The sequence below is a fragment of the Pseudomonas sp. PS01270 genome (assembly GCF_029959775.1).
GTDB classification, from domain to species: Bacteria; Pseudomonadota; Gammaproteobacteria; order Pseudomonadales; family Pseudomonadaceae; genus Aquipseudomonas; species Aquipseudomonas atacamensis.
The window spans coordinates 12,262-25,936 of sequence record NZ_JASCPT010000014.1 but is presented as its reverse complement, the minus strand read 5'-3'; the positions used below and the strand labels follow the sequence as shown (position 1 = coordinate 25,936).

The window sequence follows — 13,675 nt, the reverse complement described above, 5'->3', positions numbered from 1 at the left end:
GACCGCTCATGAATGATTTACAGATCGACGACATTAAAACCGACGAGAACGCCGCGATGGTGTTGTTGGTGGATGATCAGGCGATGATCGGCGAAGCGGTGCGCCGTGGGCTGTCGAATCAGGAAAACATCGACTTCCACTTCTGCTCCGACCCGCAGCAGGCCATCGCCCAGGCGGTGCGGATCAAACCGACGGTGATCCTCCAGGACCTGGTGATGCCCGGCCTTGATGGTCTGAGCCTGGTGCGCGAATACCGCAATCACCCGGCGACCAAGGACATCCCGATCATCGTCCTCTCGACCAAGGAAGACCCGCTGATCAAGAGCGCGGCGTTTTCCGCTGGCGCCAACGATTATCTGGTGAAGCTGCCGGACACCATTGAACTGGTCGCACGCATTCGCTATCACTCGCGTTCCTACATGACATTGCTGCAGCGCGACGCGGCGTACCGAGCGTTGCGGGTCAGCCAGCAGCAATTGCTCGACACCAATCTGGTGCTGCAACGGCTGATGAATTCCGATGGCCTGACCGGGCTGTCCAACCGCCGGCACTTCGACGAGTACCTGGAACTGGAGTGGCGCCGTTCGCTGCGCGATCAGACGCAGCTGTCGTTGCTGATGATCGACGTCGATTACTTCAAGTCGTACAACGACAGTTTCGGTCACGTTGAAGGCGACGAAGCGTTGCGCAAGGTCGCCGCAGCCATCCGTGACGCCAGCTCGCGTCCATCGGATCTGCCGGCGCGTTACGGCGGCGAGGAGTTTGTGCTGGTCCTGCCGAACACTTCGCCGGGCGGCGCGCGGCTGTTGGCCGAAAAACTGCGCCAGACCGTGGCGGCGCTGAAAATTCCGCACAACACACCGGCCGAGGGCTCCAGTCTGACCATCAGCATTGGTCTGGCGACCATGGTGCCCCAGGCGGGGAGTGATTGCCGGCTGCTGATTTCGGCGGCGGATCGCGGGTTGTATCTGGCCAAGAACAATGGGCGCAATCAGGTCGGGATCGAGTAACGGCCGTTGCCCTCACCCCAGCCCTCTCCCGGAGGGAGAGGGGGCCGACCGAGGTGTCTCGGGCCAGACATCGACCTGAGAGATCGCAGCGATTGTGGATCTTCAGGCTTGGCGATCACGGATTCGGCGAAGCCATTCTATTTCGGCGTATGTTTCAAATATCCCCCGATCGGTCCCCTCTCCCTCCGGGAGAGGGCTAGGGTGAGGGCAGCAATCTCGGCCCATTCACCGCCAGACGGGCTGCCGCGACAGCCTGTTTACGTTATACTCGCCGGCTTTCAAAAGTTCGCCAACGAGTGCTGCCCGTCATGGAAATCAACCCGATCCTGAACACCATCAAGGACCTGTCCGAGCGCTCCGAAACTATTCGGGGGTATCTTTGACTACGATCAAAAGCATGAGCGTCTGACCGAGGTCAATCGCGAGCTTGAAGATCCGAGTGTCTGGAACAAACCTGAATACGCCCAGGAGCTGGGCCGCGAGCGTGCCGCGCTGGCGCAGATCGTCGACACCCTCGACGAACTGAACGGCGGTCTGGCCGATTGCCGCGACCTGCTGGACATGGCCGTCGAAGAGAACGACGAAGGCGCAGTGGGCGATGTCGTCGCCGAGCTGGCCCGTCTCGAGGAAAATCTGGCCAAGCTGGAATTCCGCCGCATGTTCAGCCATGAAATGGACCCGAACAACGCCTACCTGGACATCCAGGCCGGTTCCGGCGGTACCGAAGCGCAGGACTGGGCCAACATCCTGCTGCGCATGTACCTGCGCTGGGCCGACAAACGCGGTTTCGACGCGACCATCATGGAACTGTCCGCCGGTGAAGTCGCCGGGATCAAGGGCGCGACCGTGCACATCAAGGGCGAATACGCCTTTGGCTGGCTGCGTACCGAGATCGGCGTGCACCGTCTGGTGCGCAAGAGCCCGTTCGACTCCGGCAACCGTCGTCACACCTCGTTCTCCGCTGTTTTCGTCTCGCCAGAGATCGATGACAAGGTGGAAATCGAAATCAACCCGGCAGACCTGCGGATCGACACCTATCGTTCCTCCGGTGCCGGTGGTCAGCACGTAAACACCACCGACTCGGCCGTACGTATCACCCACGTACCGACCAACACCGTGGTCAGCTGCCAGAACGAGCGTTCCCAGCACGCCAACAAGGACACCGCGATGAAAATGCTGCGGGCCAAGTTGTACGAGCAGGAAATGCAGAAGCGCAACGCCGCTTCGCAGGCGCTGGAAGACACCAAGTCGGACATCGGCTGGGGTCACCAGATTCGCTCTTACGTGCTCGATGCCTCGCGGATCAAGGATCTGCGTACCAACATCGAACGCAGCGATTGCGACAAGGTGCTCGACGGCGACATCGACGAGTACCTGGAAGCGAGCCTGAAATCCGGCCTGTAACACCCTCTGTGGGAGCGGGCTCGCCCGCGATCCCCAGCCGAAGGCTGGGGGCAACGAACCTGATGGAATACTTAAAGACATGAGCGACCTACAACTCGACCCGCAAGCCCTGCAACAGGAAGAAAACTCCCTGATCGCCCTGCGCAAGGAAAAGCTTGCTGCCGAGCGCGCCAAGGGCAATGCCTTCCCGAACGACTTCCGCCGCGAAAACTACTGCGATGCCTTGCAGAAACAGTACGCGGACAAGACCAAGGAAGAGCTGGCAGAGGCTGCAATCCCGGTCAAGGTTGCCGGTCGCATCATGCTCAACCGTGGCTCGTTCATGGTGATCCAGGACATGACCGGGCGCATTCAGGTCTACGTCAACCGCAAGACGCTGTCCGAAGAAACCCTGGCCGCGGTGAAAACCTGGGACATGGGCGACATCATTGCCGCCGAAGGCACCCTGGCGCGTTCCGGCAAAGGCGACCTGTACGTTGAAATGACCAACGTGCGCCTGCTGACCAAGTCGCTGCGCCCGCTGCCGGACAAGCACCACGGCCTGACCGACACCGAACAGCGCTACCGCCAGCGTTACGTCGACCTGATCGTCAACGAAGACGTGCGCCAGACCTTCCGCGTGCGTTCGCAAGTGATCGCGCACATCCGCAGCTTCCTGATGAAGCGCGACTTCCTCGAAGTCGAAACGCCGATGCTGCAGACCATTCCCGGCGGCGCCGCAGCCAAGCCGTTCGAAACTCACCACAACGCGCTGGACATGGAAATGTTCCTGCGTATCGCGCCAGAGCTGTATCTGAAGCGTCTGGTGGTTGGCGGTTTTGAAAAGGTCTTCGAGATCAACCGCAACTTCCGTAACGAAGGCGTTTCGACTCGTCACAACCCTGAGTTCACCATGTTGGAGTTCTATCAGGCGTACGCCGATTACGAAGACAACATGGACCTGACCGAAGAACTGTTCCGCGAGCTGGCGCAGCTGGTGCTGGGCAGCACCGACGTGCCGTACGGCGACAAGGTGTTCCACTTCGGCGAGCCGTTCGTGCGTCTGTCGGTGTTCGACTCGATCCTCAAGTACAACCCTGAGCTGACTGCCGATGATCTGAACGACATCGACAAGGCTCGCGCCATCGCCAAGAAGGCCGGCGCCAAGGTGCTGGGCTTCGAGGGGCTGGGCAAATTGCAGGTGATGATTTTCGAAGAACTGGTCGAGCACAAGCTCGAGCAGCCGCACTTCATCACTCAGTACCCGTTCGAAGTGTCGCCGCTGGCCCGTCGTAACGACGAGAACCCGAACGTCACCGACCGCTTCGAGCTGTTCATCGGTGGTCGTGAAATCGCCAACGCCTACTCCGAGTTGAACGACGCCGAAGACCAGGCCGAGCGCTTCATGGCGCAGGTGGCCGACAAGGACGCCGGCGACGACGAAGCCATGCACTACGACGCCGACTTCGTCCGTGCGCTGGAGTACGGCATGCCGCCAACCGCCGGCGAAGGTATCGGCATCGATCGTCTGGTGATGTTGCTCACCAACTCGCCGTCGATCCGCGATGTGATCCTGTTCCCGCACATGCGACCGCAAGCGTAAACGTTTCAGTTAAAAAGCCGCCTAAAACAGGCGGCTTTTTATTGCCTGTCTGGTACAAATGTATCAATTGGTTAATTTGGCATTAGTAGAGGAAGTGCTGTCGTGATGGGTGCATTAGCTCAAGAAGGTGCAGCGGGTATCGCCACTGCGGTCGCTGAAAGTGTTCAGTACCAGGGCCGCAAGGCCAGCCGACAGGGCAGTGAGCAGCGTCGCCAGGACATTCTCGACGCCGCGATGCGCATTGTCGTGCGCGACGGCGTGCGTGCCGTGCGCCATCGTGCGGTCGCGGCGGAGGCCGGCGTGCCGCTGTCGGCGACCACGTATTACTTCAAGGACATCGATGATCTGCTCACCGATACCTTCGCCCAATACGTTGAACGCAGCGCGGCGTACATGGCCAAGTTGTGGATCAATAACGAAGGTCTGCTGCGCGAAATGGTGGTCAGCGCCGACGGCAGCCCGGAGTCGCGCTCACAACTGGCCGATGACATTGCGCGGCTGATGGCCGATTACGTGCACCGGCAACTGATCAACCGCCGCGAGCATCTGATGGCCGAACAGGCGTTCCGCCAGGAAGCGCTGCTCAATCCGCGTCTGGCCATTCTGGTGCGCTCCCACCAGCAGATTCTGCTGCAGGGCACCTGCCAGTTGTTCCAGGTACTGGGCTCGCGTGAACCGCAGCAGGATGCCAAGGTGTTGACGGCGATTATCGGCCGGATGGAATATCAGGGCCTGCTCAACGACGCCGAGCCTCTGGCCGAAGAGGACATGCTCGGGATCCTGACGCGGTATATGCACCTGGTGCTGGCGTCGGTCTAGCGTTTCACGCACCCTGCGGGAGCGAGCCGTTGATGATCGTTCCCTCGCTCCGCGTGGGAATGCATCCTGTGACGCTCTGCGTCACGCAGCAAAAAGGGACGCGGAGCGTTCCGGGCGACATTCCCACGCAGAGCGTGGGAACGATCAGTACTGCAATCCTGCGTCACGTTTTCTACAGGAGTTTCGGGTGGACGATTACCAGCAGACGATACGCATGTTGTCCGATCGCATTGTGCTGGCGCAGACGCCGATCCGCGTGCTCGATGCGGTCAAGTGGGACGACAACGTGCGCAAGGGCTTCCTCAAGGCCAAGGGCAAGGAAATGCCGGCGGTGGATCGCGACTACTACCTCAACCGCCCGCTGTCGTTCGATTCGAGCCAGGTCAAACTGGAATTCCAGAACATCGAGCGCGACATCACCCGCCAGCTCGGCCAGTTCAACCCGGTCGGGCAGATCATGCGGCGCATGTGCAAGGAATACCGCATGGTGGTGCGCATGCTCGAGGCGCGCGGCACCGAGGACTTCGGCCTGATCTCGCAGGAGCTGTACGGCGCGGCGTCCGATGCCTTTCACGCCGGTGATCCGACCCTCGCCGACCTCGGCCTGATGATGTCCGACTACCTGAATAACATTGACGGGCGCGGCGATCTGAAGGACGAACCGAAGATCCTTACCGCCAAAGACGCGGTGCACCTGCTGCAAACCCGACTGAACAAGGTATTCGGTGAGGCCGAAGAAACCATTCGCGTGTTCGAGTCCGACGGCATCGTCGCCGACGCCGCGGCGGGCGCCGACTACATCAAGATTCGCACCGACGCGCTGTTCAACGACCGCGACGTGCGCGCACTGGAAGTCCACGAAGGTCTGGTGCATGTCGGCACCACGCTCAATGGCTTGAACCAGCCGATCTGCACGTTCCTGTCGAAAGGCCCACCCTCGTCGACGGTGACCCAGGAAGGTCTGGCGATCCTGATGGAAATCATCACCTTCGCCTCTTACCCGAGTCGCCTGCGCAAACTGACCAACCGCACCCGTGCGATTCATATGGTCGAGGAGGGCGCCGACTTTTTGCAGATTTACGAATTCTTCCGCGAGCAGGGTTTCGAGATGGCCGAAAGCTACGGCAATGCCAGCCGGGTTTTCCGTGGCTCGACGCCGACCGGTCTGCCATTCACCAAAGACTTGTCCTACCTCAAGGGCTTCATCATGGTTTACAACTACATTCAGTTGGGCGTGCGCAAGGGCAAGCTCGAGCAGATTCCGTTGTTGTTCTGTGGCAAGACCACACTGGAAGACATGCGGACCTTGCGCCAACTGGTGGACGAAGGACTGGTGGTGCCGCCGAAATATCTGCCGGACCAGTTCCGGGATCTGAATGCGTTGTCGGCGTGGATGTGTTTCTCCAACTTCCTCAACCATTTGAGCCTGGACCGGATTGAGGCGGATTACTCCAATATCCTCTGATAGCTGATCGTTCCCACGCTCCGCGTGGGGATGCATCCCATGACGCTCCGCGTCACGGTGGACGCAGAGCGTCCATGGCGGCATTCCCACGCCGAGCGTGGGAACGATCCAACCGTATTTCAACCTGAAATTTCGCGAGGTTTCACCGGATGAGAATCCTCGGCATCCTTTGCCTGCTCTTGACCCTCAGCGGTTGCAGTTCGCTGCTGTTCTACCCGGAACCGGGCCAGATCTTCACCCCGGACAAAGCCAAACTCGAATACCGCACCGTCACCCTGATCACCGCCGATGGCTTGAAACTCAACGCCTGGTGGCTGCCGGCCAAACCTGGCGTCGAGGTCAAAGGCACGGTCCTGCATCTGCACGGAAACGGCGGCAATTTGCCGATGCATCTGGGCGGCAGCTGGTGGTTGCCGAAGAACGGCTATCAGGTGCTGCTGGTCGACTATCGCGGCTACGGTTTGTCCGAGGGCAAGCCGAGCCTGCCGGCGATCTATCAGGACATTGACGCCGCGTTCGCCTGGCTCGACAACGCGCCCGAGGTCAAAGGCAAACCGCTGGTGCTGCTCGGGCAGAGTCTGGGCGGCGCGATGTCGGTGCATTGGCTGGCGCAGCACCCGGAGCGGCAAAAACAACTCAAGGCCCTGGTGCTGGATGGCGTGCCGGCCAGTTATCGCAGTGTCGGCCAATTCGCCCTCAGCACTTCGTGGCTGACCTGGCCATTGCAAGTGCCGCTGTCGTGGCTGGTGCCGGACGGCGACAGCGCAATCAACTCGATGGCGCAGCTGACCGGCGTGCCGAAGCTGATCTTCCATAGCATCGACGATCCGCTGGTGCCGATGGCCAACGGCATTCGCCTGTATCAGGCAGCGCCGCCGCCGCGCGTGTTGCAGCTGACCCGTGGCGGTCATGTGCAAACCTTCGGCGACCCGGTGTGGCGTCAGGTCATGCTGCGCTATCTCGACGACCCCGAACACTTCGACGGCCTGCGCCGCCTCGGCGAAATCCCCAACTATCCGCCGCCCCCGAATTCCGAAGATGAGACCCCGCAATGACTGAAGAACGTAATGCCATCCCGCTGATCATCACCGGTATCTGCAGCATCCTCGGCACCGTCGGGGCGCTGTGGTACTACGGCTACCTGCACTTTGCCAAGCCGGAGGATGCGTTGCTGCTCAGCGAATTCACCATGCTCAAGACCGTGCCGGGCGAGGACTACAAAGTCTCGCTGACGCCTGCGCCGCAAGTGGCGCAGTGCATCGATGGCGTGCTGGTGCTGTTCGATACCGAACAGAAAGGCCTGACCGGGGTGCTGGTTAATGCGCAGAAGAAAGCCGTGCGGTGTATGGGTGAAGAGACCCCGCAGAAGCTGGAGGAGTGATTCTGCAGGTTCAGCTCTCACCCTAACCCTCTCCCAGAGGGAGAGGGGACTGACCGAGGTGTTTGTTTAAGCTAAGTCGACCTGATCCATTGCGCCGAACACAAGTTTTGAAAGCGACACAAATCGGCTCCCTCTCCCTTGGGAGAGGGCTGGGGTGAGGGGCTACGATGTCTGCTCCCACAAAAAAGCCCCGCCTGATCAGTTCAGGCGGGGCTTTTGCGTTACCGAGTGAAGCTTAGTTCGAGCTCACCGAAGAGCGCGGTGCTACTGGCTGGTTGTCGTTGGAAATGGTCACTTCCACACGACGGTTCATCGCACGACCCGAAACGCTGCCGTTATCCGCTACCGGGTACTCCTTGCCATAACCCTGAGCGACGATGCGCGAAGGGTCGACGCCCATCTTGATCAGGGCCATCTGCACGGAAGTCGCGCGGCGCTCGGACAGCGACTGGTTGTAGCTAGCGGTGCCGGTGCTGTCGGTGTAACCCTCGACGATCACTTTGCGATCCGGGTTTTCCTGAAGGAATTGCGCCAGTTTGTTGATGTTCACCAGGCCGCTGGATTTCAGATCAGCCTTGTTGGTGGCGAACAGCACGTCACCGAAAGTCACCAGCGTGCCGCGATCGGTCTGCTTGGCGTTGAGGCTGTCCTGCAGCTGTTTGATCTGCTGGTCACGGGCATCCAGACGAGCCTGGGCACGTTGCGCAGCGGCGTTTTTCAGGTTGTTTTCAGCGGTGCGCAGAGCGATGGTCTGCTTTGCCACTTCCACGCGCTGGTTGGTCAGGTAAGCCAGTTGGTCAACCTTGGCTGCATCTTCTTTGTCCAGATAGGCCTTGTCGGCCTTGTCCAGGTAATCGCTGGCGTCTTTGGTTTCCAGTGCCGCGACTTTGCTCGCCTGTGGATTGGCCTGCAGGCCGGCGTAGTTGGTGCGCGCCTGTTCCAGGTTCGGGTTAGGCGGGGTGGAGCAGGCAGCCAGTGCAACGCTTGCGGCCAGAAGAGCGGGAATCATCAGTTGCTTACGCATAATTTGTCGTCCTTTCTATCGGTAAGAGTTTCAGCTTTGCAGTCGGGATGCGCGCTTACTGCACAGTGCGCTGGCTTTCCTGACGCAGTTCCTGAACACCTTTCTGGGAATCCTTCACAGCCTGTTCGGCCTTGGCGGCCTGAGCCTTGCGTTCAGCGACGCGAGCGTCCCATTCAGCCTGTTCGGACAGGCGACGGGCCTCGTCATACTTCTTGTCGTGCATGGCGATTTCAGCTTGTTTCAGTTTGTCCTGAGCCTGCTTCATTTCCACCGCAGCGAACTCGGTACCGCCAGCGCTGACGGCGCTGTTGACGGCCGATTGAGTGACGGCGTACTGCTCGGTCGGAGGATTACCGGCGCAACCGGCCAGTACGAAGCTGGTGCCGATGGCCAGAGCGGCCAGTTTCAGACCGCGCAGGTGGGAAAACGAGGTTTGGGTTTTCATGGTCTTCAACTCCATTAGGCATCTCCTGAAAATACAACTGAATCCATCCTGGCAGAGGAGGCGAAAGCATCGCTTGTAGACGCGAATTGAAACGCTCGTTCCAGGCGTGGTTACCTGTTCCGACCGGCGGCATTTTTGAAAAGTTCAGAAAAGATGGCCTACCGCCAAAAATTAAATTGACCGTTTTGACAAGGCTCTGGCACGGGAACTTTAGGGTTTTGGAGCGGTACGCGCGGGGGTAAATTTGTCCGTTGATAAACCAATTTTCGAACTGGAATACAGCCTATGTGGGAGCGAGCTTGCTCGCGAATGCGATGTGTCAGCCAGCGCAAATGCTGAATGAAAATCCGCATTCGCGAGCGGGCTCGCTCCCACGGTTTAGATGTGTGTCGAATCAGTGCTTCTGCTTGTTCTCAGCCGAGGACAAATCATGCAAATGCCGGCGCGACAACGCCAGAAAACGCGGCGTCGGGCCGACATCCTCATACAACGGATCACCTTCCTCATCGGTCGCCACCACCGTCGAACCCTTCACATACGGCAGGCTCGCTTCGAACTCCTCGAGCGCGGCGCCGATCAGTTCGCCGAGCAGTTCCTCGGGATGACGTTTGGGATACATCTCGGCAATTGCCGCCAGGCGCGCGGCGGCCTCGACGTCCAGATGAATCGTGTAGCCGGTGTCGGTCAGGCGACCTTTGGCGTTTTCTTCCCAATGCTGGGCGAGTTCACGAATTTTCATGATGACCTCATTTAGCGCCTGCTGATGGCAGGCCTGGGTGAGTGTCCGGCAGCGCCGGCGGCGGGCCGTCGTACGGCTTACTGTTGAGACTAGCTTTCGCCGGCAAGGTTTAAAGTCAATTCGTCGCCTGCTTGTAAGAAGCGGCGCAGAGCGGCACTCTCTGGCAAAGCATTCGTTTCTGCGCTGTCCCCGATTACCGCTGGAGAACTGCTGATGACCGATATTGATGCACGCTTGCGCGAAGATGTTCACCTGCTCGGAGAGCTGTTGGGCAACACCATTCGAGACCAGTACGGCGAGGCGTTCCTCGACAAGATCGAGCAGATTCGCAAGGGCGCCAAGGCCGACCGGCGCGGCTCGATGGACGCTGAGTTGAGCGCCAGCCTCAATCAATTGAGTGAAGACGAATTGCTTCCGGTCGCGCGGGCCTTCAATCAGTTTCTCAACCTGGCCAACATCGCCGAGCAATATCAGCTGATCCATCGCCGCGAGGAGTCGCAACCGGCGCCGTTCGAGTCGCGGGTGTTGCCGGAACTGCTCGCGCGCCTGCGCAGCGAAGGGCACAGCGCCGAATCTCTGGCCCGGCAACTGGCGCGGCTGGAAATCGAACTGGTGCTGACCGCGCACCCGACCGAAGTGGCGCGACGCACGTTGATCCAGAAGTACGACGCGATCGCCGCGCAACTGGCCGCGCAGGACCATCGCGACCTGACCAGCGCCGAGCGCGAGCAGATCCAGAGCAAACTGCAACGGCTGATCGCCGAAGCCTGGCACACCGAAGAAATCCGCCGCACCCGCCCGACGCCGGTCGATGAAGCCAAATGGGGCTTTGCGGTGATCGAGCATTCGTTGTGGCAGGCGATCCCCAACCATATGCGCAAGGCCGATCAGGCGCTGTTCGCCGCCACGGGTCTGCGCTTGCCGCTGGAAGCCGCGCCGATCCGCTTCGCCTCATGGATGGGTGGCGACCGTGACGGCAACCCCAATGTCACCGCCGCCGTCACTCGCGAAGTCTTGCTGCTGGCGCGCTGGATGGCCGCTGACTTGTATCTGCGCGATGTCGATCACCTTGCTGCCGAACTGTCGATGCAGCAGGCCAGCGACGCGCTGAAGGCCAAGGCCGGCGACAGTGCCGAACCGTATCGCGCGGTGCTCAAGCAACTGCGCGAACGCCTGCGCGCCACACGCAACTGGGCGCATGCCGCGTTGACCGCGCCGACCCCGGCCACCGCCGATGTGCTGCACGACAATCGCGACCTGCTCGAGCCTTTGCAGTTGTGTTTCAACTCGCTGCACGAGTGCGGCATGGGCGTCATCGCCGACGGGCCGTTGCTCGACTGCCTGCGTCGGGCGGTGACGTTCGGCCTGTTCCTGGTGCGCCTCGATGTGCGTCAGGATTCGACGCGGCACAGCTCGGCAATGACCGAAATCACCGATTACCTCGGCCTCGGCCGCTACGAAGATTGGGATGAAGAACAGCGCATCAACTTCCTCACCGAGGAGCTGAGCAACCGTCGACCGTTGCTGCCCGCGCATTTCAAACCATCGGCGGATACCGCCGAAGTGCTCAACACCTGCAAGGAAATCGCCGCCGCGCCCGCTGCGTCGCTGGGTTCCTACGTGATCTCCATGGCCGGCGCCGCTTCCGACGTGCTCGCGGTGCAACTGCTGCTCAAGGAATCCGGCGTACTGCGGCCGATGCGCGTGGTGCCGCTGTTCGAGACCCTCGCCGACCTCGACAACGCCGGGCCGGTGATGGAACGTCTGCTGCTGTTGCCGGGCTATCGCGCGCGTTTGCATGGCCCGCAGGAGGTGATGATCGGCTATTCCGACTCGGCCAAGGACGCCGGCACCACCGCTGCGGCGTGGGCGCAATATCGCGCGCAGGAACGACTGGTGGAAATCTGCCGTGAGCAGCAAGTCGAACTGCTACTGTTCCACGGTCGCGGCGGCACCGTTGGCCGTGGCGGCGGACCGGCGCACGCGGCGATTCTGTCGCAACCACCGGGTTCGGTGGCCGGGCGTTTCCGTACTACCGAGCAGGGCGAAATGATTCGTTTCAAATTCGGCCTGCCGGACATAGCCGAGCAAAACCTCAATCTGTATCTGGCTGCCGTGCTCGAAGCGACCTTGCTGCCACCGCCGCCGCCGACTCCGGAATGGCGCCATCTGATGGACGAATTGGCGGCGGACGGTGTCAGCGCTTACCGCCAGGTGGTGCGGGAAAATCCGCAATTCGTTGAGTACTTCCGTCAATCGACCCCGGAGCAGGAGCTCGGACGGTTGCCGCTCGGCAGTCGCCCGGCCAAACGCCGTGCCGGCGGTATCGAAAGCCTGCGGGCAATTCCGTGGATTTTCGGCTGGACCCAAACCCGATTGATGCTGCCGGCCTGGCTGGGCTGGGAGACGGCGCTGAGCAAGGCGCTGGAGCGCGGCGAGGGCGAGTTGCTGGGGCAGATGCGCGAACAGTGGCCGTTCTTCCGCACCCGTATCGACATGCTGGAAATGGTCCTGGCCAAGGCCGATGCGGATATTGCGCAGTCCTACGACGAGCGTCTGGTTGAAGCTGATCTGCTGCCGTTGGGCGCGCAGTTACGCGACCTATTGTCGCAGGCATGCACCGTCGTGCTCGGTCTGACCGGGCAGTCGCAGCTGCTGGCGCACAGCCCGGACACCCTCGAATTCATCCGCTTGCGCAACACCTACCTCGACCCGCTGCATCTATTGCAGGCCGAGCTGTTGGCGCGTTCGCGGCAGCAGGATGTCGAGCAGGGCAGCCCGGTGGAACAGGCGCTGCTGGTGTCTGTGGCGGGGATTGCCGCCGGACTGCGCAATACCGGCTAAGGTTGCTGATCACCTCAGGCGGCATTCGCGATGAGGGTCGGATGCCGCTTCTCCTGGCGTAGGAAAGTGCCGCGAAGCGACAGTTATTGATGGGGTTGCGACTTGGGTTACCGCGTCGCGAGGTCACGGCGGGCGTCGGTTTCTCCGACTTTTGGCGTCTTGTGTGGGCGCAGCCTGCTGTGTATCTTGATCAGCCTTTGGCCGTTTGTGCGGCCACGACCCGTATTTTCAGGATCCGCCGGTTACGAGCGAATCCTTTGTTTTGTAAAGCTTTTATATAAAAAATTGAGGAGCACATCGATGCGCGTCATTCTGCTGGGAGCTCCCGGGGCCGGTAAAGGTACTCAGGCAAAGTTCATCACCGAGAAATTCGGCATTCCGCAAATCTCCACCGGCGACATGCTGCGTGCTGCGGTCAAGGCTGGCACTCCACTGGGCGTGCAAGCCAAGAGCATCATGGATGCCGGCGGCCTGGTGTCGGATGACCTGATCATCGCGCTGGTCAAGGACCGCATCGCTCAACCTGATTGCGCCAACGGTTTCCTGTTCGACGGCTTCCCGCGCACCATTCCGCAGGCTGAAGCGCTGGTCACTGCCGGCGTCGAGCTGGATGCCGTGGTCGAGATCGCTGTAGAAGACGACGAAATCGTTCAGCGCATCGCCGGTCGCCGTGTTCACGAAGCCAGCGGCCGCGTTTACCACATCGTCTACAACCCGCCGAAACTGGCTGGCAAGGACGACATCACCGGCGAAGAGCTGGTGCAGCGCAAAGACGACACCGAAGAAACCGTACGTCATCGCCTGTCGGTCTACCACTCGCAGACCAAACCGCTGGTAGAGTTCTACCAGAACCTTTCCACCAACAACGGCGGCAAGCCAAAGTGCAGCCACATTGAAGGCGTGGGTTCGGTTGATGCAATCACCACCAAGGTGCTGGCCGCGCTGAGCTGAAAAGTCTGATC

12 protein-coding genes are annotated in these 13,675 nt (G+C 60.6%); 9 read left to right on the top strand and 3 right to left on the bottom strand.

Translation table 11 applies throughout. The annotated features are described in order from the left end of the window. The first annotated feature begins 8 nt into the window (after positions 1-8). From QMX86_RS07255 to QMX86_RS07225, 7 genes are all read left to right on the top strand, one after another. Positions 9-1,010: a PleD family two-component system response regulator gene (locus tag QMX86_RS07255; RefSeq protein WP_024011741.1), complete on the top strand. Its 1,002-nt coding sequence runs from the start codon at positions 9-11 to the stop codon at positions 1,008-1,010. Between the two features lie 308 nt (positions 1,011-1,318). Further along, positions 1,319-2,414 (top strand): peptide chain release factor 2 gene (gene prfB, locus QMX86_RS07250; protein ID WP_099758102.1). Its coding sequence is split into 2 segments (ribosomal slippage): positions 1,319-1,390 and positions 1,392-2,414, totalling 1,095 coding nucleotides; the frame shifts between segments, so codons are not numbered across the junction. 79 nt (positions 2,415-2,493) lie between these two features. Further along, positions 2,494-3,996 carry a lysine--tRNA ligase gene (lysS, locus tag QMX86_RS07245; protein WP_076566067.1) on the top strand — a complete coding sequence of 501 codons (1,503 nt, stop codon included), beginning with the start codon at positions 2,494-2,496 and terminating at the stop codon, positions 3,994-3,996. 105 nt (positions 3,997-4,101) lie between these two features. Further along, on the top strand, positions 4,102-4,815 hold the full coding sequence (locus QMX86_RS07240; RefSeq protein WP_016771505.1) for a TetR family transcriptional regulator: 714 nt from the start codon (positions 4,102-4,104) through the stop codon (positions 4,813-4,815). 214 nt (positions 4,816-5,029) lie between these two features. Next, entirely contained in the window at positions 5,030-6,280 is a 1,251-nt protein-coding gene (locus QMX86_RS07235; RefSeq protein WP_282384474.1) for a flavohemoglobin expression-modulating QEGLA motif protein, read from the top strand. Positions 6,281-6,429: 149 nt separating this feature from the next. After that, positions 6,430-7,335 (top strand): alpha/beta hydrolase, encoded by a 906-nt coding sequence (locus tag QMX86_RS07230; RefSeq protein ID WP_282384470.1) that lies wholly within the window; start codon positions 6,430-6,432, stop codon positions 7,333-7,335. Continuing rightward, positions 7,332-7,661, top strand: coding sequence for a hypothetical protein (locus tag QMX86_RS07225; RefSeq protein ID WP_024011745.1), 330 nt, complete (start codon positions 7,332-7,334; stop codon positions 7,659-7,661). The genes QMX86_RS07230 and QMX86_RS07225 overlap by 4 nt, the downstream gene beginning before the upstream one ends. Positions 7,662-7,896: 235 nt before the next feature. On the opposite strand, the gene QMX86_RS07220 is transcribed toward QMX86_RS07225, so the two are convergent. The 3 genes from QMX86_RS07220 to QMX86_RS07210 all read right to left on the bottom strand — a co-directional run bounded on the left by QMX86_RS07220 (position 7,897) and on the right by QMX86_RS07210 (position 9,869). Continuing rightward, positions 7,897-8,685 (bottom strand): OmpA family protein, encoded by a 789-nt coding sequence (locus QMX86_RS07220; RefSeq protein ID WP_024011746.1) that lies wholly within the window; start codon positions 8,683-8,685, stop codon positions 7,897-7,899. A gap of 55 nt (positions 8,686-8,740) precedes the next feature. Then, complete coding sequence (locus QMX86_RS07215) at positions 8,741-9,145, bottom strand: DUF4398 domain-containing protein (RefSeq protein ID WP_024011747.1); 405 nt, start codon at positions 9,143-9,145, stop codon at positions 8,741-8,743. A 379-nt stretch (positions 9,146-9,524) separates the two neighbouring features. Then, complete coding sequence (locus QMX86_RS07210) at positions 9,525-9,869, bottom strand: hypothetical protein (protein WP_016771500.1); 345 nt, start codon at positions 9,867-9,869, stop codon at positions 9,525-9,527. Positions 9,870-10,082: 213 nt separating this feature from the next. Here QMX86_RS07210 and ppc point away from each other — a divergent pair, with 213 nt between their 5' ends. Together ppc and adk are read left to right on the top strand one after the other, a co-directional pair. Beyond that, the gene (gene ppc, locus QMX86_RS07205) at positions 10,083-12,713 is read left to right on the top strand and encodes a phosphoenolpyruvate carboxylase (protein WP_110645880.1); all 2,631 of its coding nucleotides are present in this window, start codon (positions 10,083-10,085) and stop codon (positions 12,711-12,713) included. A gap of 300 nt (positions 12,714-13,013) precedes the next feature. Beyond that, positions 13,014-13,664, top strand: a complete 651-nt coding sequence (gene adk / locus QMX86_RS07200; RefSeq protein WP_071174520.1) for an adenylate kinase — start codon at positions 13,014-13,016, stop codon at positions 13,662-13,664. The last annotated feature ends 11 nt before the right edge of the window (positions 13,665-13,675 follow it).